Here is a 23618-nt window from a genome sequence, read left to right as displayed (position 1 = left end):
AGCGCAGATGACGGCCGTACAGACGTTCACGCCCGACAGGCCCGGCGGGGCGCCGCCCGTGCTGCTGCTGCACGGGTTCGCCTCCAGCGGGCGGCAGGACTGGGTGGAGACCGGGATCGCGGCGGAACTGGCCGCGGCCGGGCGCGTGGTCGTCGTGCCCGACCTGCCCGGTCACGGCGAGAGCCGGGTTCCGGCCGGGCCGGTGGGCGCGTCAGAGGTCGCGGCGGCGCTGCTCGCCCTGACCGGCGACGGGCCGCTCGACGTGGTGGGCTACTCCCTCGGCGCCCGGCTCGCCTGGGAGCTGCCGGAGCTGGCCCCCGACCGGGTGCGCGCGGTCGTGCTGGGCGGGCTCAGCCCGTTCGAGCCGTTCGCCGCGCTCGACGTGGCGGCGCTGCGCTCGGCCGTCGCGGGCGGCGAGCCGGGCGACCCGATGACCGGCATGATCGCGTCGATGATCGCGGGCGCCTCGGGCGGCGACCCCGAGCGCGCCGCCGGGCTGGTACGGCTGGTCGAGGGGCTGCGCGGCACGCCGTTCGAGCCCAAGGGCTGGGCCGGGCGCACGCCGCCGGTGTTCGTGGCGGGCTCGCAGGACATGATGACCTCGGGCATCGAGAACGTCGTCGCGCTGGTCCCCGGCGCCCGGCTGGTCACCGTCCCCGGCGACCACCGCGCCGCGCTGGCCGGCCCCGAGTTCCGCGCCGCGATCGCCGCAGCGCTCGGTACGGCGTCCGATACGGCGTCCGATACGGTGCTCGGCACGTGACCAGCACCGACGGAGTCGCGTCGAAGGCGGAGCTCAGCTACGAGATCCTGCGTTCGCGCATCCTGGACGGCACGTACGGCCCCGGCTACCAGCTCGTCATGGACCGCCTCGCGCGGGAGATCGGCGTGAGCACGATCCCCCTGCGCGAGGCGCTGCGCCGCCTGCAGTCCGACGGGCTGGTGGAGGTCGTGCGCAACGTCGGCGCCCGCGTCGCGGTCTTCGACGCGGCGCAGGTGCGTCACACGCTGGAGGTGCTGGCCCGTCTGGAGGGGTACGCCACCGCCGTCGCCGCCCCGCGCATGGGCCCGGCGGACGTGGCCCGTTCCCGCGACATCAACGCCCGGCTGTTCCAGGCACTCGACTCCTTCGACCCCGCCGCGTTCACCGCGCTCAACCGGGCCTTCCACTTCTCGGTCTACGAGCACTGCGACGACGAGCACCTGAACTTCCTGCTGGAGGCCGAATGGACCAGGCTGGACCACATGCGGCGCTCGGTGTTCGGCTACCTGCCGGGCCGGGCCCGCCGTTCGGTCGAGGAGCACGAGCACCTGCTCGACCTCATCGCCGGGGGAGCCGACCCCGCGGAGATCGAACGGCTCGCCTGCGCGCACAAGACGAACACCGCCGGCGCCCTCTATGACGTCCGGGTCACCCGCGGCTAACGATCGGGTCATACCCTCCTGGCAGTTTGTCCTACACTGGTAGACGAAACGCCGTACGGAGGGGTGCCGCATGCCCAAGATCATTGACCACGACCAGCGTCGTAGCGACATCATCGACGTCACGTGGGAGCTGATCACGAAAGGGGGCATCGAGGCGGCCACCATGCGCGAGATCGCGAACGCGGCCGGCTTCGCCAACGGCGCGCTCAAGCACTACTTCCCCGGCAAGGAAGACATCATCGAGGCGACGTACGAGCGCGCCCTGGCCATCGTGACCAGCTACGTCAAGCTCGACGGCCGTCGCGGGCTGGGCGCGCTGCGGGAGATGTGCGAGGCGGCGATGCCGATCGACGAGGAGCGCATCACGGCCGGCCGGGTGCTGCTGATCTTCTGGCAGACCTCGCTGACCAACCCCAAGATGTACGACAAGTACCTGGAGCACCTGCGCGCCTGGCGCGGGATGCTCCACCGGCTCATCGGGGAGGGCCGCGCCGACGGCGACATCCGCACCTCGATCCCCGACGAGCAACTCGTGGACGAGCTCGTGCTGCTCAACGCGGGGGCCAACGTGATGAGCCTGGTCGGTCCGCAGTTCTCCACGGTCGAGCTGCAGAAGCGGCACCTGGAGTCGTTCTTCGACCGCATCTCCCAGCCCTGACCGGCCCTGGCCCGGCTCTGACCCGGCCCTGATCCCGCCCGTTCCGGCCCGCGTCGCGCGTCCGCGGCGCGGGCCGGCGCGTGCTCAGACCGCTTCGGCCACGATGACCCGCGGGCTGCCCGGCAGGGCCAGCTTGTCCACCGGCTTCCAGGCCGCCTCGTCGAGCCAGCCGCGCACCTCCGACTCCTCGTAGACGACGGTCCCGTCGATCACCAGGTACTCCCCGGCGTGCAGCGCGTCGATGGCGCGCTGCTCGGCGTCGTCGTCGAGGAAGAAGTCGAGCAGCAGCAGCCGCGCCCCGGGCGCCGCCGCCGCGCGGGCGTTGCGCAGGATGGCCCGGTTCTGCTCGACGCCGAACCGGTGGATGACGTGGTTGACCATGACCAGGTCGTACGGGCCGGACGGCGTGGCCGTGTCGGTCGGGACGCCGGTCACCTCGGCCCGGTCGGCGAACCCGGCCTGCGCCACCTGCTCGGCGATCGAGTCGGAGAAGGTCGGGTCGTACACGAAGGACGCCCGCAGCCCCGGGGTGGCGCGCAGGGCCTCGAAGGCGAAGGCGCTGGACAGGCCGCCCAGGTCCAGCAGGCTGCGGAAGCCGGAGAAGTCGAACGCGCCGCCCAGCATCCTGGCGTGCAGGCTGTTGTAGGTCATCACCCCGGCCATGAACGTGCCCCACCGCTCGCCCGAGGTGTCCAGGACGCCCGGCTCGGTGGTGTCCACGGTCTTGTCGAACTGCAGCCAGTGCCCGTAGCTGACCTCGTTGAGGAAGGTCAGGAACGGGCCGAGGTCGAGCTCGGACGACTTCTGCCCGGCCAGGTAGCCGGCCGCGTCGGCGCCGAGGGCGTACCGGCCGCCGGTCCTGGTCAGCAGGCCGAGCCCGGCCATGCTGTCGGCCAGGATGCGGGCCATGCGGGGGGTGACGCCGGTGGCCGCCGCGATCTCCCCGGCGCTGCGCTCGCCGTCCGCGAGCGCAGCGAAGAGCCCGATGCGGCTGGCCGCGAAGAGCTGCTTGGCGCCCATGTAACCGGTGGCGATGGCGACGATCGGATCCGGCGTGGGGGAAGGCGTGGACATGGTCAAGGCCCTGCCCTTTCTGTATTGTCTACGAATGTAGACGTTCACCATAGACCCTCTGTCTACGAACGTGGAATAACCGTTGACAGTAGGGGGACCCTCTGTCAACCTTTGTAGAACTATCTGGCTCGAACATGGCTTTTCGGCAGCTCAGTGTGGGTTTGCGTGCCCCACTTCGAGCACGGGACCGGTGCCTGGAATGGAGCTCTCGCGCATGTCGCTGCTCAACCTGACGGACCTCACCATCGGCGTCACCCGGGAGGACGCCGAGCCCCAGGAACTCGTCCATCGGCTCACCCTCGACGTCGCCTCCGGGCAGACGCTCTGCGTGGTGGGGGAGTCGGGCAGCGGCAAGACCGTGACGGCGTTGTCGATCATCCGCCTGCTGGAGTTCGTGGCGCCGGCCTACACCGAGGGGACGATCGAGATCGGCGGCGTGGACGTCACGCGGCTGAGCGTCGAGCAGATGCGCGCCTACCGGGGCGCCCGGATCGGCATGATCTTCCAGGAGGCCCTGGACTCGCTCAACCCCGCCCAGCGCGTCGGCGCGCAGCTCATCGAGGGCTACCGGCCCGAGGGCGCGCTGCCCCGGCAGGCGCTGCGCCGGGGGAGCCGGTTGCGCCGCGAGGCCGAGGCCAAGGCCAGGAGCCTGCTCACCGAGGTCGGGCTGGACGACACCGACCGGATCATGGCGCTCTATCCGCACCAGATGTCCGGCGGCATGCAGCAGCGCGTGATGATCGCCATGGCGCTGATGTCCGACCCCGACATCCTCATCGCCGACGAGCCCACCACCGCGCTCGACGTGACGACGCAGGCCGAGATCCTGGCGCTGTTCCGCCGCGTGCAGCGTGAGCATCGGACCGCCTGCGTGTTCATCACCCATGACATGGGCGTCGCCGCCGAGATCGCCGACCGGATCGCCGTCATGTACCGGGGCAGGCTGGTGGAGATCGGCGACAAGATGGACATCCTTCTTAAGCCTACGCATCCGTACACCAAGGCGCTGCTGGAATGCGTGCCGCGGCTCGGCGTCAGCCGCCGTACGGGATTCCCGACGATCTCGGAGGCCAAGCTGCGGGCCGCCACGGAAGGCTCCGGTGGGACCGTGACCGAGACGCCGGCGCTCGGCGACGAGCCGACGCCGGTGACCGGCACCCCGCCCCTGGTCGTCGAGAACGTCACCAAGGTCTACCGGACCGGCCGCCGGGCGAGCGTGTGCGCGGTCGACGACGTCTCGCTGGAGATCGCGCCCGGCGAGTTCTTCGGCCTGGTCGGCGAGTCCGGCTCCGGCAAGACGACGCTCGGCCGCATGGTCAGCGCACTGGAACGGCCCACCTCGGGCAGCATCGCCTTCGGCGAGCACCGCATCACCGAGTCGGGGCTGCGCGGCGACGAGCGCGCCTTCCGCCGGGCCACCCAACTGATCTTCCAGGACCCGCAGAGCTCGCTCGACCCCCGGCACACCGTGGCCCGCATCATCACCGAGCCGCTGCGCGAGCTGACCCCGCTGCGCGGTGCCGACCTCGACCGGCGGGTGGCCGAGCTGATCGACGAGGTCGGCCTGCCCGCCGACTGCGCCGGCAAGCTGCCCTCGCAACTGTCCGGCGGCATGCGCCAGCGCGTGTCCATCGCGCGCGCGGTCGCCGCCGAGCCGAAGCTCATCGTCGCCGACGAGCCCACCTCCGCCCTCGACGTCTCCGTCCAGGGCCAGGTCATGAACCTCCTCCTGCAACTGCGCCGCTCGCACGGCATCAGCTTCCTGTTCATCACGCACAACCTCAGCCTGGTGCTGTCGGTGGCCGACCGCGTCGGCGTGATGTACAAGGGCGATCTCATCGAGGTCGGCGCCCCGGAAACCATCGCCTCCTCCTCCACCCACGAGTACACGCGACGGCTCCTCGCCGCGAACCCCGACTTGTCGGCATACGTGGGATAGCCCCGGGCCGACCTTCTCCTTCTGTCCCCCCTTTTAGAGCAAGAGCGAGAACCCACCATGAACGTGCTCAAGAGCCTGAGGGCCGGGCTCGTCTCCGCCGCCGCGGCGAGCGCCCTGCTGCTCTCCGGCTGCGCGGGCGGCGCGACGTCGTCCCCCTCCTCCGCCGACGCCGGCACCCCCGTACGCGGCGGCGACCTCGTGGTCGCGGTGCCGACCGACCCGCAGTCGCTGGACATGGTCGCCAACCCCGGCCAGGTCACCGCCCACATCGGCAACATGCTGTACGAGAAGCTCTTCGAGGTCGACAAGACCTTCACGGCCAGGCCGATGCTGGTCGACACCTACAAGCGCAGCGACGACCGGCTCACCTACACCTTCGAGCTGCGCGCCGGTGTCACGTTCCAGGACGGCGCCCCGCTCACCGCCGCCGACGTGGTCGCCAGCCTGGAGCGCTGGCTGAAGAGCCACGTCACCGGCCAGCAGGTCGCCGCCGACGTCAAGAGCCTCAAGGCCACCGACGACACCACGGTCACGCTGGAGCTGAAGAAGCCGCGGTACCCGCTGATCGACGAGCTGGCCAGCCCCGGCGCGGAGGTCTACGAGGCGAAGAACCTCAAGGGCGTGCCGGCCACCGGCTTCGCCAAGGAGGGCGCGGTCGGCACCGGGCCGTACAAGCTGAAGAGCTGGGACATCGGGCAGCAGGTCGTGCTGGAGCGCTACGACGGCTACAAGTCACGCACCGAGGAGGACTGGGGCGGCCAGGCCGGCGCCAAGCACGCCTACCTCGACACGGTCACCTACAAGGTCGTCGCCGACCAGGACGCCGTGGTCAACGGCCTCCAGACCGGCCAGTGGGCGCACGCCATGCCGGGCGACGACCAGTACACCCCGCTCAAGAACAATCCCGCCGTGGTCGTGTCGAACCTGGCCGGGGCCAACCAGAACGTGCTGATCCCCAACTTCAATCAGGGCTCCAAGTTCTCCGACGTACGGGCCCGGCAGGCGCTCAACCTGCTGATGGACAAGCCCGCGCTGAACGCCGCCACCGGCGGCGGCCCCGACCTCACCGCCGAGGTGGGCGCGCTGGTCTCGCAGGACAACAAGGGCCTGTACTCCACCGCCGGCGACGACGTCTACAAGCAGCACGACCCGAACAAGGCCAAGGAGCTGTTCGCGCAGGCCGGCGTCAACGCCGGTGACACCGTGCGCATCCTGACCTCCAGCAGCTACCCGCAGTTCAGCCAGTGGGCGGTGCTGCTGCAGGACCAGCTCTCCAAGATCGGCATCAAGACGAAGATCGACACCTACGACTTCCCGACGATGCTCGGCACGATCACCAAGGACCCCGGCGGCTGGGACATCACCACCCTGTTCTTCAACGCCGCGCTCACCTCGCCCTCGCAGATGCCCGCGCTGACCCTAGGGGCGTTCAACGGCTCGGGCTCGCCCGAGATGGCCAAGCTCATCGAGGACTACAACGCCGCGACCTCCCCGGAGACGGCCAGGACGCTGATGGACCAGCTCCAGGCGTTCGTGTGGCAGCAGTTCCCGGTCATCACGATCAGCCAGTCGAAGCTGTACGCCGCCTACTCGCCCAAGCTCAAGGGGTACGACACGTTCTACCGCGTGTTCTGGAACTCCTGGCTCCAGAAGTGAGGGGGGAACATGGCGGGACTGCTGCTCCGGCGACTGCGTGACCTGGTCGTCATCCTGCTGATCGTGGGCACGATGATGTTCTTCGTCATCCGCCTGATCCCGGGCGACCCGGCCATCGCGATCCTCGGCCCGACGGCCAGACCCGAGGACGTCGAGGCGCTCAGGCAGAGCATGGGCCTGTCCGGCTCGCTGTGGGAGCAGTACCTGAGCTGGCTCGGCAACGTGGCGGGCGGCGACTTCGGCTCGTCGATCACCTACCACGCGCCGGTGGTGGGGGTCGTGGCCGAGCACTTCGTCCCGACGCTGACCCTGGCGGTGATCAGCACCGTCGTCAGCTTCTTCGTCGCGGTGCTGGTCACCTCGTGGAACGCGGTCTCGCCGCGCAACCCCGTGGCCCGCGCGCTCAACCTGCTGTCCTCGCTCGGCATGGCGATCCCCGACTTCTGGATCGCGCTGATCCTGGTGCTGGTGTTCGCCGTGTCGCTGCGCTGGTTCCCCTCCAGCGGGTACGCCGACCTCTTCACCGATCCGGTCGCCGGGGTGCCGATGCTGGTGCTCCCGGTGGTGTGCCTGGTGATCGGGCAGTCGGCGCTGTTCACGTTGACGCTGCGGGAGAGCGTGCTCGGCGAGCTGCCGCACACGTACCTGCGCACCGCGCGGGTCAAGGGCCTGTCGGAGCGGCAGGTCATGCTCAGGCACGTGCTGCCGAACGCGCTCATGCCGCTGATCACCCAGCTCGGCAGCAACTTCGCGATGATGGTCGGCGGCATCGTGATCATCGAGTCGATCTTCGTCATCCCCGGGCTGGGGTCGCTGCTCATGGGCGCGGTCTCGACCCGGGACTTCCCGCTCGTCCAGGGCGTGACGTTGTTCGTCGCGCTGATGTTCGTGGTCGTCAACCTGATCGTCGACCTGTCCTATGCCCTCCTCGACCCCAAGGTGCGTGTTTCGTGACTACCGAGGCCGTCGCGGGGCGCGTCGGGACGGCCGGGCGGCCCTCCGCCGCCTCCCGTGCCTGGCGCCGCAACCGGGTGCTGATCACCGCCACCGCGCTGCTCGTCCTGGTCGTGCTGGCCGTCGTCCTGCTGCCGGTGTTCCTGCCGGACGCGAACGCGACCGACCCGGTGCACCGGCTGCTGCCGCCCTCGGCCGACCACCTGCTCGGCACCGACTCCTACGGCCGGGACGTGCTGAGCCGCCTGGTCTCCGGCGGCCGGGCCTCGCTCGGCCTGTCGGCGCTCATCACGCTCTGCGCGGCGTTCACCGGCATGGTGATCGGCCTGGTCAGCGGCTTCTACCGGACCGTGGACGCGATCGTCATGCGGATCATGGACGCCTGGATGTCGTTCCCCGCGATCATCCTGGCCATGGCGCTGGCCATCGGGCTCGGCGCCAGCATCTGGACCGAGCTGATCGCGCTGACGGTCATCTTCACGCCGTTCACGGCCCGGGTGATCCGCAGCCGGGTGCTCGGCGTGGCGGCGCGGCAGTACATCGGGGCGGCGCGGGTGTCGGGCATGCGACCGGCGAAGATCCTGTTCGTGCACGTGCTGCCCAACGTGCTGCCGCTGGCGCTGGTGCAGGTCGTGATCCTGTCGGCCTCGGCGATGCTGGTCGACGGGGCGATGAGCTTCCTCGGGCTGGGCATCGCGCCGCCGACGCCGACATGGGGCAACATGATCGCCGAGGGGCGGTCGTACCTGACGCAGGCGCCGTGGCTGATCGTGCTGCCGGGTGCGGCGATCATGTTCTGCGTGCTGCTGCTGAACCTCATCGGGTCGAGCATGCGCAACGTCGTGGACGCGCGCGCCCGGTCGATGAGCGAGCTGCAGAAGCTGCGCACCCGCCGTCCGGCACGGTGACGGCGGGCGCGCGCGGGGACGCCCGGCGATCATCGCCGGGCGCCCCCGCGTCCGCGTCAGGGGGTCCAGACGCCGTCCGGGCTGACCTCGCGGTCCAGCCACAGGTCGGCCAGGGCCGCGCGGACCTGCGGCCCGTGCTCGCGCCAGAGCCGCAGCGCGCCCAGGTTGTCCTCCAGCTGCGCCGGCCTGCTCACCCCGAACAGCACGTTGGCCACCGCCGGATGCTCCAGGCAGAACACGATCGCGACCTGGCCGGGCGTCGCGCCGAACTCGTCCGCCACCCGCGCCACCACGTCCGCGGCCTCCCTGATCGCCTCCCGGATGCCGCCCGGGTCCGCGCCGATCTTCCGCTCGGGGAACTTCCTGCCGACCAGGATGCCGCCCTCGAAGACGTCGCTGGCCTGCAACGCCAGCGCCCCGGACGCGAAGTGCCGGCCGTAGAAGTCGCCCTCGGCCATCGAACGCCGCGCGATGCTGTACTTGAGCTGGGCGAAGCTCGGTGGCGTCAGGCCCTCCTCGGCGGCGAAGCGCAGCGCGAGGTCGACGTCCTCGGCGATCCAGTTGTTGACGCCCCAGCTCGCGAACCGGCCGGCCGCGATCTGCTCGGCGACGTCCGTCACGATCTGCCGGATGTCGGGCCGCTGCATGTAGTCGCCGACCACGACGGTCTCGGCGCTCTCGACGCCGACGCGCTCGAAGCTGACGTCGAGCTGCTCGCGGAAGCCCGTGCGCGGGTACTCCCACAGCCACAGCTTGCCGCAGAGCTGCCAGTCGTCCCGCTTCGCGCCCGCCTCGCGCACCGCCCGGCCGAAGATGAGGTCCGTACGGGCCTGCTCGGCGTGCGGGCCCATGTTGTAGTGGGCGACGTCGAAGAGGGTCACGCCGGCGTCGAGCGCCGCCCTGATCAGGGCCACCGCGTCGCCGAACTCCATGCGGTCCCAGGTGTTCCAGGATCCCAGCCCGAACAGGGACGTCGTGGGGCCGCCCGGTCCGAGGCGTCGTACCGGAACCCGCTCTGTGTCGCTCACGTCGATCCACTCCCTGCCGGACGAGGTCTTTTTTGTCTACGCTTGTATAATAATAAACCCCGGACGCCCCCGCAGCCCCGTCTGTGAAGGGCCCTCACCGAACAGGAACCCCCACATGAGCGAACCTGTCGTTCCCAGGACCGTCCTCGTCACCGGCGGCGCGAGCGGCATCGGCCGCGGCGTCGCCGAGGCCTTCGCCGCGGCGGGCGATCGGGTCGTCGTCGCCGACCTCGACGAGGCGCGGGCGCGGGCCGTCGCCCAGGAGATCGGCGCCCACCACGTCCAGGTGGACGTCGGGGACGCCGCCTCCGTCGAGTCCGCCGTCGCGGCCGTCGTCGCCGAGCACGGCTCCATCGACGTGCTGGTGAACAACGCCGGGCACACCGCGGGCGGCGGCCTCCTCATCGGGCTCGACGTGGACGTCTTCGACGCCTGCGCCCGGGTGAACTTCCGCGGCACGTTCCTGATGACCAGAGCCGTCGGCGCGCACATGGTGGAGCGCGGCGTACGCGGCTGCATGGTCAACATCTCCTCCATCGGCGCCCGCCAGCCCACGCCCGGCCTCGGCCACTACGAGGCCACCAAGGCCGCCATCGACGCCCTGACCCGCTCGGCCGGCATCGAGCTGGCCCCGCACGGCATCCGCGTGAACGGCGTCGCCCCCGGGCCGGTGCTCACCCCGATGACGGCCATGTTCGCCACGGACGACGCGGCCAGGAAGGCGTGGGAGGCCCGGATCCCGCTGGGCTCGATCGCCCAGGTGGCCGACATCGTGCCGGCCGTGCTCTTCCTGGCCTCCGACGGCGCCCGCCACATCACGGGCGTCAGCCTCCAGGTGGACGGCGGCCAACTCCTGGCCTGACCCGCCACCGCCGGGACCGGGCCGCCACCCGGCCCCGGCGGTCACGCGGGCGCGACGATCCCGCCGGTCCGCCAGCGGGTGTAAGTCGTGGTGAACGTCGAGGTGAGCACGCGGTACCGCCAGGTCAGGACGAACGCCTTGGGACGGTTGCGCTGGTCGAGATCGAGGTGCCAGAGGATCGTGGTCTCCTTGAGCCGGCTCTCCTCCCATTGGGCCAGGTCCAGTAACTCGCTCTTGAGGGCGTCGGGGGCGTCGGGCGTCCGGAGAGCGCCGGAGTAGCGGCGGCCCGACCTGCTCACCTGCCCGGTGGCGGACACCAGATTCAGGACGACGCCGACGCCGCCCGTGGCGACGATCATCCTGAGGTAGTCGACGACGACGCGCTTGGAATCGGTGGCCACGCGTTTCCGGCCGACGTAGACCGCGCCGTCGGCGAGGTACGTCACGTCCGGGCTCTGTCCGCCCAGGTCCGCCCCGGTGATCCGGAGGGGCGAACCGCCGGACGCCCCCGGACTCGCCGTCCCCCCATGCGCCGGGCTCGTCGCCCCCTCGGACGCCGGGCTGCCCGTGTCTCCTGGGCCGCCGGCAGGCGGCAGTCGCCACCACAAGACCCCACCGGCCAGCGCGGTTCCCGCCAGCGCCGCCCCCGCACCCAACAACCCACGCCGCGAAATCCCCCCGGCGCCCTCGCCACCGGCGCCGGCGTTCTCGTCACGGGGGCCGGTGCTCTCGTCGCCGGGCTCGGGGCTTCCGGCACCGGAGGGGGGAGCGGTGGTTCCGGCGGCCTTGCCGGTGGCGGGTATGGCGGCGTCTCCGGTGGTGGCGTCCTTGCCGCCGGTGGGAGCGTCGGCTCGGGCGCCCGCGCCGAGGGCTTCCAGCTCGCCGGGCGCCACCTCACCGCCCTCCGCTGCGTCTGTCGCCACGGGCCGGCCTCCCGCTGCGCCCGTCCCCGCGGGCCCGCGATCGGCCGCGTCCGGCGCCACGGGGGCGGGTGGGGAGGGGGTGGGGTCGCCGAGGAGGTGGAGGAGGAGGGAGCGGGCGGTGGGGCGGGCGTCGGGGGGCTTGGCGAGGCAGTGGGCGACGATGGAGCGGAGCGGGTCCGGCAGGTCGCCGAGGTCCGGTTGCTCGTGCAGGATGCGGTACGCCACCGCCGCGAAGGGGGCCGTCCCGAACGGGGGACGCCCGGTGCCCGCGTACGTGATCGTCGCCCCCCACGCGAACACGTCCGAGGCCGGGCCGGCCGTCTCCCCGGAGAACTGCTCGGGCGACATGTACGGCGGCGTGCCCACCGCGCCGCCCCGGGTGGCGGTGGCGTCCGTGAGCCGGGCGATGCCGAAGTCGATCACGCGTGGCCCGTCCGGCCCGAGCAGCACGTTGCCCGGCTTGAAGTCCCGGTGGACGACCCCCGCCCGGTGGATGGCGGCCAGCGCGGTGGCGGTGCCGATGGCCAGCCGGGTCAGCGCGGCCCCGCGCAGCGGCCCGGCCGCTCCCACCGCCCCGTGCAGCGTCGGGCCCTCGATGTACTCGCTCGCCACGTACGGTGGGTCGTGGTCGAGGTCGGCCACCAGCACCCGCGCCGTGCAGAACTCGTCGACCTTGCGCGCGGCGGCCAGCTCCCGGGCGAAGGACCTGTCGATCTCCCCGGTCATGACCTTGACCGCGGCGCGCCCGCCCTCGGCGTCCTCGCCGAGGTAGACCACTCCCTGGCCGCCCTGCCCCAGCCGGCCGGCCAGGTGGAAGGAACCCATCTGCCGGGGATCTCCCGGACGAAGCGGACCGACAGCCACGTAAGCCTCGCAAGATCGGGTGTGAGCCGAGAGTAACCCACGGGCCGGGCCGGTGGTGTGCGGGCCGCGTCACGACCGGGGATCAGTCCAGGGCCACCCCCTCGCGGAGGTGGACGATCCGGCCTCCGGTGACGGTGGCGTCGACCGCGACCTCGGGCAGGTCCGCCGGGGCGACCTCCAGCGGGTCGCGTTCCAGGACGCAGAAGTCGGCGACCTTGCCCGCCTCCAGCGACCCCTTCCACGCCTCCGCGCCGTCCTGCACGGCGGGCGCGGTGGTGTAGCAGCGCAGCAGGCGGCCCATCAGCCGGGGACGGGGGGCCCGTTCGCCCAGCAGCGCGCACGCCGCCGCCACCTGCGCCCGCCAGTCGGGCGTGGTCACCGGCCCGTCGCTGCTCAGGGTGAACGTCACCCCGCTCGCCAGCAGCTCCTGCAGCGGCCAGGCCGCGCCCGCGACCTCAGGGCCGAGCGCGCCCGCCACCCAGTCCGCCGTGGCGACCGCGATCACGGGCTGCGTGGTCAGGCCCATGCCGAGCAGGCCCATGCGGGCGATCTGGGCGGGGTTCACCAGGTCGCCGTGGATGACGTAGTGCCGTCCCGCGGCCCCCTGTTCCAGCTCGGCCACCGTGTCCACGAACGCGTCGATGGACCGGTCGCCCGTGGCGTGCACGCCGACCTGGAGGCCCGCCCGGTGCGCCAGCCGGATCATCGTGCGGAGGTTGTGCTCGCGCCCGGCGTCGTCCGCCCCCGCCACCAGCAGCGATCCGTGGCCGCCCGCAGTGTAGGGGTGGCAGGTCCAGGCCGACCCCATGGGCGGGATGCCGTCGGCGAAGATCTTGAGCCCGGCCACGTTCAGCCAGGCGGGGTCGGACCGGGGGAGCGGCGCGTTCAGGCCGGCGGCCACGTCCTCCAGGGTGCTGGGGCCGTCGAGGGTGCCGAACAGCCGCAACGCGGTCACCCGCGCCCGCAGCTCGCCCTCCTCGGCCAGCCTCGCGTAGGTGTCCAGGACGGCCTGGGAGAAGCAGCCGGTCTCGCCGTCGTCCTCGCCGGGGCCGAGGCCGGGCTCGGTGTAGCTGGTGATGCCGAGCGAGGCGCAGATCCGTCCGGCGCGCAGGATGGCCGCCCGCCTGGACTCCTCGTCGGTCAGCAGCAGACCCTGATGGGCGGACAGGCCGTGCTCGCTGATCAGGGTGTCCGGCCAGACCGCGCCCAGCCAGGCGGCGTGCAGGTGCGAGTCGTTGATGCCCGGCAGGACCGTGCGTCCGGCCAGGGAGAGCACCCGCGTGCCCGGCCCGGCGTGCGCCAGGGCCTCCTCGTCCGTCCCGACCGCCACCAGGCGTCCGGCGCGCACCGCCAGGGCGCTCGCCCGCCCGTCGCGGGCGTCGAAGGTGAGCACGTTGCCGCCGACCGCCACGAGGTCCGCGTACTCGTCCGCTGACACCGGGTTCCTCCTGAGGGGCTGTAATTGTTTGTCAACGAGTGTAGATTAACCACACTTAACGGTCGAAAGCCACGAAGGTGACCATGCCTACGAGAACCGCCGCCGCCGTCCTCACCGAGCACGGCAAGCCCCTCAGCCTTCAGGACGTGCCGCTGCCCGACGCCGTCGAACCCGGCGCCGCCCTGGTCCGCATCACGTGCACCACCTTGTGCGGCACCGACGTGCACCTGTGGGCCGGGCAGATGACGTTCCCCGGGATGCTCCCGATGATCCTCGGTCACGAGATGGTCGGCGAGGTCGTGGAGGCCGGGCCGGGCACCACGGACGCCCTCGGCCGCCCGATCGGCGCGGGCGACCGCATCGGCTGGTCGGAGTCCACCTGCGGCCACTGCTACGGCTGCGCCGTGCTGCGCCAGCCGGTCGCCTGCGCCAACCGCGGGTACGGCTTCACCCAGCGCGCCGACCGCCCCCCGTACGCCACGGGCGGCCTGGTCGAGTACTGCTACGTGACCCCGGGCGCGGCCAAGCTGCTGCTGCCCGCCGACGTCAAGGACACCTGGGCCTCGATGTCGGGCTGCGCGGCCAAGACAGTGCTGCGCGCCGTGGACCGGGCCGGCGGCATCAGGACCGGCTCGACCGTGGTGGTGCAGGGCGCGGGCGCGCTCGGCATCTTCGCCACGGCCGTCGCCAGGATCGCCGGCGCGGGCCGGGTCATCACCGTGGGCGGCCCGGACGACCGGCTGGCCGCCGCTACGCGCTTCGGCGCCGACGCGACCGTCTCGACCGACCTGGGCAAGGACGAGCGCGTCGCCCGGATCAGGGAGCTGGCCGGGGAGCGCGGCGCGGACTACGTGTTCGACCTGGCCGGGGCGCCGACCGTGGCCGAGGAGGCCGTCGCGGTGGCCGCCCAGCGCGGGACCGTGGTGATCGTCGGCTCCACCGGGTTCGAGCTCGCGCCCGTGCCGCTCGGCGCGGTCATGGGCAAGGAGCTGACCGTGGTCGGCTCGCTCAACGGCGACATCGCCGACTACCACCGTTCGATCGAGTTCTTCCAGACGTTCGCCGGCCGCATGCCGTGGGACGAGCTGTTCAGCGAGCCCGTCGGCCTGGCCCGGGCCACCGCCTGCGTCGAGTCGATGTCCAGGCTCGGCCAGATCAAGGCCGTCGTCGACCCCCGCCTGCCCTAGGAGCCCCACCGTGCAGACCATCCCGCGCCGCCGCATCGGGCGCAACGGACCGGAGACGGGCGTGCTCGCGCTCGGCTCCTGGCACACCTACGACCGTATGGACTTCCACGACGCGGTCGCCATGATCCGCGAGGCCGTGGACCGCGGCATCGACCTCTTCGACGTCGGCGTGTACGGCTTCCCCGGCATGCCGCCCGTCTTCACCGACGTGATCTTCTCGGCCCTGGTGCGCGCGGCCGGCCTGCGCCGCGAGGACTACCTGCTCTCCTCCAAGCTGTGGCTGGAGGGCTACCCCGAGCACAGCCTGCGCGACCAGCTCCACAACGCCTTGTTCCGCGCCGGCGCCGACCACGCCGACCTCGTGGTGCTGGGCGACCTGCGGCACGACGGCGTGGACCTGCACCGGCTCGTCCTCGACCTGGACGGCCTGGCCAAGGAGGGGCTGATCCGGAGCTGGGGCGTCAACAACTGGTCGGCGACGAACGTGCAGACGCTCATCGACGCCGCCGCCGGGGAGGGCGTCGAGGGCCCGGCCATCGCGCAGCTCAAGTACAGCGTCTCGCGCCGGTCGATCCCCGACGGGGCGCCGTTCGCCCGGATCTTCGCCCAGGGCGTCACGTTGCAGTCCTCCGACGTGCTGGAGGGCGGCGTGCTGCTGGGCAAGGGCGTGGACCGGCAGGTCGGCCGCGATCCCGGCGGCATCAGGGAGCGCATCGCGGCCTCGGCGGCCGAGCTGGCCCGCCTGGCCGCCGAGCTGGACGCCACCCCGGCGCAGGTGTGCGTGGCCTTCACCCTCACCCACCCGGCCAACACCACCACGCTGTTCGGCGCGACCGGCCTGGAGCAGTTGCGCGACAACCTGGCGGCCGTGGAGCTGGTCGAGCGGGTCGGCGCCGAGGAGCTGCGGGCCCGGGTGGCGCCGCTGTGGGCCGACAAGGACGCCGTCGATCCGGAGGGCCCGTGAGCACCCCGCCGAGCAGGGGTTACGAGGGCTTCGGCGGCACGGTCCGCGAGCTGGCCTCGCAGTCCACGCCCTGGTGGCCGCCGCGACGGCGGGCCCGTCGCGGCGCGCCCAACGTGGTGGTCGTGCTGGTGGACGACCTGGGCTTCAGCGACCTGTCGCCGTTCGGGTCGGAGATCGACACGCCGCACGTGCAGGCGCTGGCCGAGTCGGGCTACCGGTTCACCAACTACCACAGCACGCCGCTCTGCTCGCCCTCCAGGGCCGCCCTGATGACCGGGCTCAACCCTCACCGGGCCGGGTTCGCGATGGTGGCCCACGTGGACCCCGGCTATCCCGGCTACCGGATGGAGATCGCGCCTGAGGTGCCCACGCTGGCCGAGTCGTTCCGGGCCGGCGGGTACGCGACGTTCATGGTCGGCAAGTGGCACCTGACGATCGAGTCCAAGCTGCACGACGGGGCCGACAAGAGCTCCTGGCCGCTCCAGCGCGGCTTCGACCGCTACTACGGCTCCATGGACGGCTTCACGTCCCTGTTCCACCCGCACCGCCTGATCAGCGACAACGGCCCGGTCCCCGACGAAGGCTTCCCGGACGACTTCTACCTGACCGACGCCCTCACCGACCGCGCCATCGGCATGATCGACGGGTTGCGCGCCAACGACGCGGACAAGCCGTTCTTCCTCTACTTCGCCCACCAGGCCGTGCACGGCCCGGTACAGGGCAAGCCGGCCGACGTCGCGAAGTACCGCGGCCGCTACGACGCGGGCTGGGCGCGGACCCGCGAGGAGCGCTTCGCCCGCCAGCTCCGCGACGGCCTCTTCCCCGAGGGCACCAGGCCGTCTGACCCGGACCTGCCGCCGTGGGAGGAGAACACCGAGCTGTACGCCCGCCACATGGAGGTCTACGCCGCCGCCGTGGACGCCGTGGACCAGAGCCTCGGCCGGCTGGTCGAGCACCTGAAGCGCATCGGCGAGTACGACAACACCGTCATCGTCGTCACCAGCGACAACGGCGCGACCGCCGAGGGCGGCCCCGAGGGCACGCGCAGCTACTTCAGCCGCTTCGTGCGCCTGGCCGGCCTGCCCGACGACTGGTGCCCCGACGTGCCGCGCGACCTCGACCTCGTCGGCGGCCCCCAGGTCCACGGCCACTACCCGCGCGGCTGGGCGAACGTCTCCAACACCCCGTTCCGCCTCTACAAGGGCCACGCCCACGCGGGCGGCATCCATGTGCCGTTCGTGCTGTCGTGGCCGGCCGGCCTGCCCAGGGGAGCCGGCGACCCGGGCGTGCGCGACCAGTACGCCTACGTCACCGACGTCGCCCCCACCCTCCTCGCGCTGGCCGGCCTGGACCGCCCGCAGGACGTGGACGGCGTGCCGTTCGACCATTTCCTGCGCGAGCGCGACCGGCCGAGCCTGCACCGCTCGCAGTACGTCGAGTGCGGCGGACAGCGCGGCTACTTCGAGGACGACTACAAGATCATCGCCCCGTCGCTCGGCCACGACTGGGAGCTGTACGACATCGCCCGCGACCCGGCCGAGACCGCCGACCTGGCCGCCGAGCAGCCGGAACGGGTCGCCGACCTGGCCGCGAAGTGGCGGGCGGCGGCCTGGCTGAACACGGTCTTCCCGCTGGCCGACACGCCCGACATGCTGGAGACCCGGCCGCCGACCGAGCTGCCGCTGTCGGAGCCGGTCACCATCCGCCCGGGCACGCCGGTGCTGGAACGGTTCCGGTCGAGCAGGCTCACCTCGATGCGCTCGTTCACGATCGAGGCGTGGCTGGAACGGCGGCCGGGCGACGAGGGCGTGATCGTGGCCCACGGCGACCAGGGCGGCGGCTACGTCCTGTACGTCGAGGACGGCGAGCTGCGGCTGACGTACAACGCCTACGGGGTGCCGGTGCGGGCGGGCGGCCCGCTCCCGGCGGAGGGGCCGGTGACCGTCACGGCCCGCTTCACGGCGCTGCCGGAGATGCGCTGGGACATCGAGGTGCTGGTGGAGGAGAAGCCCGTGCTGGCGGTCGAGGGGGTCCCGCAGCTGCTGGGCATGGCCCCCTTCACCGGCATCAGCGTCGGCTTCGACTACGGCGGCCCGGTGGACTGGGAGCTGCACGAGCGCCGCGGCGTGTTCCGCTACCGGCGCGGCCTGGACCGGGTGCGGTACGTGCCCGGCGAGAAGGCGCCCTACAACCCGGAGATCATCGCGCTGGCCGAGGACCTGGCGCAGCGCGCGATCGAATGACGGGTCACAGATGGTAGGCGTACTCGCCGAACTCCCAGTCGGTGACGTGCCGCTGGAAGCGGGCGACCTCGTCGCGCTTGTAGGCCAGGAAGGCGGCGGTGAAGTCCTTGCCGAGCAGCTCGGTGAGCTCGCCGTCGGCCTCCAGGGCGTCCAGGGCGTCGGGCAGGGTCATCGGCAGCACGGGGGCCTTGGAGGCGTCGTAGCCGTAGCCGACGAGCGGCGCGGGGGGCTCCTCGGCCGCCCGCACGCCCAGCAGCGCGGCGGCCGCCGCCCCGGCGACCAGCAGGTACGGGTTGGCGCTGGCGTCCCCGAGCCGCAGCTCGAACCGGGTGCCCGCGCCGCGCTCCGGCGGGATCCGGAGCATCGCGCTGCGGTTGTCGAGCCCCCAGTCGACGAGCCAGGGGGCCAGCGTGTCGGGGCCGAACCGCTTGTAGGAGTTGACCGTCGGGTTGGCCAGCGCCGCCAGCGCGGGGGCGTGGGCCAGCACGCCCGCGATCGCGTGCCGCGCGGTCGCCGACAGCCCGTACGGCGCGGCCGGGTCGTCGAAGGCGTTGCCGCCGTCCTCGCCCAGGCACGACAGGTGCAGGTGGAACCCCGACCCGCCCTCGTCGTTGAACGGCTTGGCCATGAACGTCGCCAGCCTGCCCTCCACCCGCGCCAGCTCCTTGACCGCCGCCTTGAACCAGAAGGCCCGGTCGGCCGCGTCGAGCGCCTCGGAGTGCCGCAGGTTGATCTCGAACTGGCCGCTGCTGAACTCGTGGTTGCCCGCCGTCACGCCGAGGCCGAGGTCGCGCAGGTGCCGCAGCGTGCGGGTGAGGTGGCCGTCGGGGTCGCCGCGGCGGCCGGCGGTGTAGACGTTGCCGGTGGCCTCGGCGTAGCGCTGCCAGCCGCCCGCGGGGGCCGGGTCGCACAGGAAGTACTCCAGCTCGGGCCCGACGACCGGGCGCAGGCCCTGCTCGGCGCACCGGGCCAGCACGGCGCGCAGCAGGTCGCGGGGCGACTCGGGGGCCGGGGCGCCGGTGGCGGGGTCGACGACGTCGCCGTGGCACCAGGCGACGCCGGGCTCCCACGGCAGCGGGGCGAGCGTCGCCAGATCGGGTATGACGGCGATGTCGGGCAGCCCCGCGTCCAGGCCGCCGCTGATGTCGGCGGTGCCGCCGCGCGGGGTGGAGTGGTAGACCGCCCGGCAGAAGGCGAGACCGTGATCGACGGCGTCGGGCAGCGACTCCAGCAGGACGTCGCGGGCGCGGTCGGTCCCGGTCAGGTCGGGGTAGGTCACGCGGACCACGTCGACGCCCCGCTCGGTCAGGCGGTCGATGTGCTGCTGCACCGGTCTCTCCTAGGGTCGTTTGACGCCAAACGTAACGGGCGCGTATTGGCCGCCGCAAGACCTGTTGACCGATCGGCCCAGATGTTCCTATTTTATTTGGAACCAAACGAGTTTCCAGGAGGACCATCTTGGCCGGCGTCCGCGGCTACTTCCACCCCAAGACGGCCACGGGCCGCTCGTCCCTCGTCCCGGAGCCGCCGTGGCACTACTCCGGCGACCTGCTCACGATCGAGTACCGCACCGACCCCGGCCGGGTGCGCGAGCTGCTGCCCGAACCGCTGGAGCTCGCCGAGGAGGACCCGGGCGCGGTCGCGCTCATCTGGGCCGACTGGCAGTCCTGCGCCGGCTCCCGCGAGGAGCTGCTGGACCCGGTGCGCTCGCAGTACAAGGAGGCGTTCGCGGTCGTCCGCTGCTCCTACCGGGGGCGGACGTACTCCAGGTGCGTCTACATCTGGGTGGACAAGGACTTCGCCGTCGCCAGGGGGCTGCACCAGGGCTACCCGAAGAAGCTGGGGTCGATCCACCAGACCAGGCCGCACCCGTACGGGCCCGCGCCCCGGATCGAGGCGGGCGCCCGGTTCGGCGCGACGCTGGCCGCCGCCGACCGCCGCCTGGCCCAGGCCGTGGTGACCCTGCGCGAGCCGTCACCGCACAACGGGTTCGTCAACGGCCACCCGATGGCCCACCACCGCTGGCTGCCCGCCATCGGCAAGGGCGGCGGGCTGGCGCTCGACGAGCTGGTCGAGTCCGGCGCCGCCGCCTTCGAGGCCGGCCAGGCATGGGCGGGCGACGCCGAGCTGGAGCTGTTCGACGCCCCGACCGAAGAGCTGTCCCGGCTGGCGGTCCGCGAGCCCATCGGCGCCTACTTCCGCCAGGTCGGCGTGGTGTGGGACGGCGGCACACTCCTGGAATCCGGCACGTCCGGCGCGCACTAGCCCCGTGAGAAGGGAAGCACCTGACATGTCCGAACACATCACCGTCGCCGGGGTCACCGTCGACACCCGCCACTGGATCGGCGGCCGGCGCGTCGCCTCCGAGCGCACGTTCACCGACCTCTCGCCCATCGACGGCGCCGCGCTCGGGGAGATCGCCCGCGGCGGCCCCGCCGAGGTGGACGCCGCCGTCACCGCCGCCCAGGACGCCTTCCCCGGCTGGGCCGCCACCCCGCGCGCCGGACGGGCCGCCGTGCTGCGGGCGATCGCCGACGGCGTGGAGAAGCGGCTGGAGGAACTGGCCGCCGTCGAGACCCGCGACAACGGCGCCCTGCTGCGCTCGCACCGCCGCGGCGTCATGCCCCGCGTGGCGCACAACTTCCGCTTCTTCGCCGACTGGCTGGAGGGCCTCGGCCACGACGACTTCGACACCCGCGGCCACGCCAACCACGTCTCCTGGGACCCGGCCGGCCCCTGTGCGCTGATCACGCCGTGGAACGCGCCCCTCATGCTGGCCACCTGGAAGATCGCCCCCGCGCTCGCCGCCGGGAACACGGTGGTGCTCAAGCCCGCCGAGTGGTCGCCGCTCACCGCCTCCCTGCTGGCCGACGTCGCCGCCGCGGCCGGGCTGCCGGACGGCGTGCTCAACGTCGTCCAGGGGTTCGGCGACGAGGCCGGGCAGGCCCTGGTCGAGCACCACGGCGTGCGCCGCGTCAGCTTCACCGGCTCGGTGCCGACCGCGCGGCGCATCGCCCGCTCGGCCGCCGCCAACCTCACCCCGCTCAGCCTGGAGCTGGGCGGCAAGTCGCCGCTGCTCGTCTTCGCCGACGCCGACCTCGACCTGGCCGTCGACCTGGCCGTCGAGCAGTACGACAACGCCGGCCAGGTGTGCCTGGCCGCCACCCGCCTGCTGGTCGAGTCGCCGATCGCCGAGGAGTTCACCCGGCGCTTCACCGAGCGGGCCGCGGCCCTGGTCCAGGGCGACCCGCGCGACGAGGCCACCGACATCGGCCCCAACATCCACCCGCGCCAGGTCGAGAAGATCGACGCATTCGTCCGCCGGGCCCTGGCCGCCGGGGCCCGCGCCGTCCTCGGCGGCGAGCGCGGGGACGGCCTGTACTACCGGCCCACCCTGCTCACCGACGTGGCCCAGGACAGCGAGATCGTCCAGGAGGAGGTCTTCGGCCCGGTGCTCACGTTGCAGACGTTCGACACCGAGGAGGAGGCCGTCCGGCTGGCGAACGACACCCGCTTCGGCCTGGCCGCCACCGTCGCGACCGGCGACCGCGAGCGCGCCCGCCGGGTCACCGAGCGGCTGGTCGCGGGCACGGTCTGGGTCAACTGCTTCTTCGTGCGCGACCTGCGCGCGCCCTTCGGCGGCTCCCGCGAGTCCGGCGTCGGCCGCGAGGGCGGCACCTGGAGCTTCGACTTCTACTGCGACCTGAAGAACACCGTCACCGCGCCGAAGGGCTGGAACGACCATGGGTGAGATCGTCGGGGCGGGCCTGCTCGCGCACGTCCCCACCATCGTGCTGCCCGAGCGGGTCCGGCTGGAGCTGAACGGGGGCAAGGAGATCACCCTGGTCACCGGCCTGCGCGAGCTGCGCCGGGACGTCTTCGAGCGCGACGACTACGACACCGTCGTGGTGCTGGACTCCCACTGGGCCACCACGGTCGAGTTCGTGGTCACCGCCCAGCCGCGCCGCGCCGGGCTGTTCACCTCCGAGGAGCTGCCGCGCGGCATGTGCCGGATGCCGTATGACTTCCCCGGCGACCCCGAGCTGGCCCGCAACGTGGCCTCCTTCGCCGACCGGCACGGCACCTGGATCACCCCGATCGACGACGAGTACCTGCCGATCTACTACGCCACCACCAACCTGTGGAAGTACCTCGGCGAGGGCCTGCCCGGCAAGCGCTGGGTGAGCATCGGCGTGTGCCAGACCGGCGACATGGAGGACCACCTGCGGCTCGGCCGCGCGCTGGCCGACGGCGTCGCGGCCACCGACCGCCGGGTGCTGGTGATCGCCTCCGGCGCGCTGTCGCACACGTTCTGGCCGCTGCGCGAGCTGCGCGACCACGAGGCCAGCGACCCGCGCCACATCTTCACCCCCGAGGCCCGCGCCGCCGACCTCCAGCGCATCGAGTGGTTCAGGCACGGCCGCCACGACGAGGTCCTGCGCACGATGCCGGAGTTCTGGACGTACAAGCCCGAGGCCCGCTTCCACCACTACGCCATGCTGGCCGGCGCCCTCGGCGAGGAACGCTGCACCGCCCCCGCCCGCCAGTACGGCGAGTACGAGAACTCGGTCGGCACCGGCCAGGCGCTGCTCTGGTTCGACCGCCCGTCCGGCGGCTGGACCGCACCCCGACAGGAGAACGCCCATGCCTGAGTACCGCCGCGTCCTGCTCGACGGCGCCGTCACCGAGACCGTCCGCGACGGGGACGACCTCGTCGCCGGGGACGGCCGCCGGATCAGGGCCGAGGAGGCCGCGCACCTGCCGCCGGTCGTCCCCACGAAGATCATCGCGGTGCACCTCAACCACCGCAGCCGGGTCGAGGAGTTCCGGACCCGGCTGCCGGACGCGCCGACCTACTTCCACAAGCCCACCTCCGCGCTCAACTCCCACCGGGGCGCGGTCGTGCGGCCCGAGGGCTGCAAGTGGCTCAACTACGAGGGCGAGATCGCCATCGTCATCGGCCGGACCTGCCGCAACATCGCCCCCTCCGAGGCCGCCGAGCACATCGCGGGCTACACCGTGGCCAACGACTTCGGGCTGCACGACTTCCGCGACACCGACGCCGGCTCGATGCTGCGCGTCAAGGGCTCCGACACGCTCTGCCCGCTCGGCCCCGGCCTGGTGACCGGCTGGGACTTCCGCGGCAAGCGGCTGCGGACGTACGTCAACGGCGAGGTCGTCCAGGACGGCAACACCGACGAGATGACGTGGGACATGCACTACCTGGTCGCCGACATCGCCCGGACGATCACCCTCTTCCCCGGCGACGTGCTGCTGTCGGGCACCCCGGCGGGCTCGCGGCCCGTCCGGCCGGGGGACGTGGTCGAGGTCGAGGCCGAAGGGCTGGGCCGGCTGACCAACCACGTCGTGACCGGGCCGGTGCCGATCCGGTCCGACGTGGGCGCGCAGCCGACGGAGTCGGAGGAGGTGCGCTCGACCGCGCTCGGCGGCGACTGGGAGTTCAGGGGCGTGCGTGCGCCGCGCCGCCCGTGAGG

Annotated in this window: 20 protein-coding genes; 15 read left to right on the top strand and 5 right to left on the bottom strand. The window is 72.4% G+C overall.

Annotation, left to right across the window (positions count from 1 at the left end; all coding sequences use genetic code 11):
* The first annotated feature begins 7 nt into the window (after positions 1–7).
* The 3 genes from ABZ815_RS04085 to ABZ815_RS04075 all read left to right on the top strand — a co-directional run bounded on the left by ABZ815_RS04085 (position 8) and on the right by ABZ815_RS04075 (position 2083).
* Entirely contained in the window at positions 8–763 is a 756-nt protein-coding gene (locus tag ABZ815_RS04085) for an alpha/beta fold hydrolase (RefSeq protein ID WP_357693724.1), read from the top strand.
* Positions 760–1425 carry a GntR family transcriptional regulator gene (locus ABZ815_RS04080; protein WP_357693723.1) on the top strand — a complete coding sequence of 222 codons (666 nt, stop codon included), beginning with the start codon at positions 760–762 and terminating at the stop codon, positions 1423–1425. Before ABZ815_RS04085 ends, ABZ815_RS04080 begins: the two co-directional genes overlap by 4 nt.
* Positions 1426–1495: 70 nt before the next feature.
* Positions 1496–2083 carry a TetR/AcrR family transcriptional regulator gene (locus ABZ815_RS04075; protein ID WP_357693721.1) on the top strand — a complete coding sequence of 196 codons (588 nt, stop codon included), beginning with the start codon at positions 1496–1498 and terminating at the stop codon, positions 2081–2083.
* An 84-nt stretch (positions 2084–2167) separates the two neighbouring features.
* On the opposite strand, the gene ABZ815_RS04070 is transcribed toward ABZ815_RS04075, so the two are convergent.
* Positions 2168–3157 (bottom strand): methyltransferase, encoded by a 990-nt coding sequence (locus tag ABZ815_RS04070; protein ID WP_357693719.1) that lies wholly within the window; start codon positions 3155–3157, stop codon positions 2168–2170.
* Positions 3158–3371: 214 nt separating this feature from the next.
* Here ABZ815_RS04070 and ABZ815_RS04065 point away from each other — a divergent pair, with 214 nt between their 5' ends.
* The 4 genes from ABZ815_RS04065 to ABZ815_RS04050 are packed head-to-tail and all read left to right on the top strand — an operon-like array spanning position 3372 to position 8614.
* On the top strand, positions 3372–5096 hold the full coding sequence (locus tag ABZ815_RS04065; RefSeq protein ID WP_357693717.1) for an ABC transporter ATP-binding protein: 1725 nt from the start codon (positions 3372–3374) through the stop codon (positions 5094–5096).
* A gap of 57 nt (positions 5097–5153) precedes the next feature.
* Positions 5154–6752, top strand: coding sequence for an ABC transporter substrate-binding protein (locus ABZ815_RS04060; protein ID WP_357693715.1), 1599 nt, complete (start codon positions 5154–5156; stop codon positions 6750–6752).
* 9 nt (positions 6753–6761) lie between these two features.
* Complete coding sequence (locus tag ABZ815_RS04055) at positions 6762–7706, top strand: ABC transporter permease (RefSeq protein ID WP_357693713.1); 945 nt, start codon at positions 6762–6764, stop codon at positions 7704–7706.
* Positions 7703–8614 (top strand): ABC transporter permease, encoded by a 912-nt coding sequence (locus ABZ815_RS04050; protein ID WP_357693711.1) that lies wholly within the window; start codon positions 7703–7705, stop codon positions 8612–8614. The genes ABZ815_RS04055 and ABZ815_RS04050 overlap by 4 nt, the downstream gene beginning before the upstream one ends.
* Positions 8615–8670: 56 nt before the next feature.
* Here the strand turns inward: ABZ815_RS04050 and ABZ815_RS04045 are convergent, their stop codons facing one another.
* Positions 8671–9642, bottom strand: a complete 972-nt coding sequence (locus ABZ815_RS04045) for an aldo/keto reductase (protein WP_357693709.1) — start codon at positions 9640–9642, stop codon at positions 8671–8673.
* Between the two features lie 115 nt (positions 9643–9757).
* On the opposite strand from ABZ815_RS04045, the gene ABZ815_RS04040 reads away from it, so the two are divergent.
* Positions 9758–10504 (top strand): SDR family NAD(P)-dependent oxidoreductase, encoded by a 747-nt coding sequence (locus tag ABZ815_RS04040; RefSeq protein ID WP_357693707.1) that lies wholly within the window; start codon positions 9758–9760, stop codon positions 10502–10504.
* A gap of 41 nt (positions 10505–10545) precedes the next feature.
* Here the strand turns inward: ABZ815_RS04040 and ABZ815_RS04035 are convergent, their stop codons facing one another.
* Positions 10546–12252: a serine/threonine-protein kinase gene (locus tag ABZ815_RS04035; protein ID WP_357693705.1), complete on the bottom strand. Its 1707-nt coding sequence runs from the start codon at positions 12250–12252 to the stop codon at positions 10546–10548.
* Positions 12253–12373: 121 nt separating this feature from the next.
* Entirely contained in the window at positions 12374–13729 is a 1356-nt protein-coding gene (locus tag ABZ815_RS04030) for an amidohydrolase family protein (RefSeq protein WP_357693703.1), read from the bottom strand.
* Between the two features lie 83 nt (positions 13730–13812).
* On the opposite strand from ABZ815_RS04030, the gene ABZ815_RS04025 reads away from it, so the two are divergent.
* From ABZ815_RS04025 to ABZ815_RS04015, 3 genes are read left to right on the top strand one after another with little or no spacing between them, the layout of a single operon-like run.
* The gene (locus ABZ815_RS04025) at positions 13813–14916 is read left to right on the top strand and encodes a zinc-binding dehydrogenase (RefSeq protein WP_357693701.1); all 1104 of its coding nucleotides are present in this window, start codon (positions 13813–13815) and stop codon (positions 14914–14916) included.
* 10 nt (positions 14917–14926) lie between these two features.
* Positions 14927–15880, top strand: a complete 954-nt coding sequence (locus ABZ815_RS04020) for an aldo/keto reductase (RefSeq protein ID WP_357693699.1) — start codon at positions 14927–14929, stop codon at positions 15878–15880.
* Entirely contained in the window at positions 15877–18123 is a 2247-nt protein-coding gene (locus tag ABZ815_RS04015; RefSeq protein ID WP_357693697.1) for an arylsulfatase, read from the top strand. The genes ABZ815_RS04020 and ABZ815_RS04015 overlap by 4 nt, the downstream gene beginning before the upstream one ends.
* Positions 18124–18127: 4 nt before the next feature.
* Here ABZ815_RS04015 and ABZ815_RS04010 read toward each other — a convergent pair whose 3' ends face one another.
* Entirely contained in the window at positions 18128–19453 is a 1326-nt protein-coding gene (locus tag ABZ815_RS04010) for a glutamine synthetase family protein (protein WP_357693695.1), read from the bottom strand.
* A gap of 128 nt (positions 19454–19581) precedes the next feature.
* On the opposite strand from ABZ815_RS04010, the gene ABZ815_RS04005 reads away from it, so the two are divergent.
* The 4 genes from ABZ815_RS04005 to ABZ815_RS03990 are packed head-to-tail and all read left to right on the top strand — an operon-like array spanning position 19582 to position 23616.
* On the top strand, positions 19582–20388 hold the full coding sequence (locus tag ABZ815_RS04005; RefSeq protein WP_357693693.1) for an acetoacetate decarboxylase family protein: 807 nt from the start codon (positions 19582–19584) through the stop codon (positions 20386–20388).
* A 25-nt stretch (positions 20389–20413) separates the two neighbouring features.
* Complete coding sequence (locus ABZ815_RS04000; RefSeq protein WP_357693691.1) at positions 20414–21874, top strand: aldehyde dehydrogenase; 1461 nt, start codon at positions 20414–20416, stop codon at positions 21872–21874.
* Positions 21867–22775 carry a 3,4-dihydroxyphenylacetate 2,3-dioxygenase gene (locus ABZ815_RS03995; protein WP_357693689.1) on the top strand — a complete coding sequence of 303 codons (909 nt, stop codon included), beginning with the start codon at positions 21867–21869 and terminating at the stop codon, positions 22773–22775. The genes ABZ815_RS04000 and ABZ815_RS03995 overlap by 8 nt, the downstream gene beginning before the upstream one ends.
* Positions 22768–23616 carry a fumarylacetoacetate hydrolase family protein gene (locus ABZ815_RS03990; protein ID WP_357693687.1) on the top strand — a complete coding sequence of 283 codons (849 nt, stop codon included), beginning with the start codon at positions 22768–22770 and terminating at the stop codon, positions 23614–23616. The genes ABZ815_RS03995 and ABZ815_RS03990 overlap by 8 nt, the downstream gene beginning before the upstream one ends.
* Positions 23617–23618: the final 2 nt, after the last annotated feature.

Origin of the sequence: Nonomuraea sp. NPDC047529 (genome assembly GCF_040642995.1) — a bacterium.
Taxonomy (GTDB): Bacteria; Actinomycetota; Actinomycetes; order Streptosporangiales; family Streptosporangiaceae; genus Nonomuraea.
The sequence above is the reverse complement of the archived record's forward strand: the minus strand, read 5'-3'. Positions and strand labels throughout refer to the sequence as shown.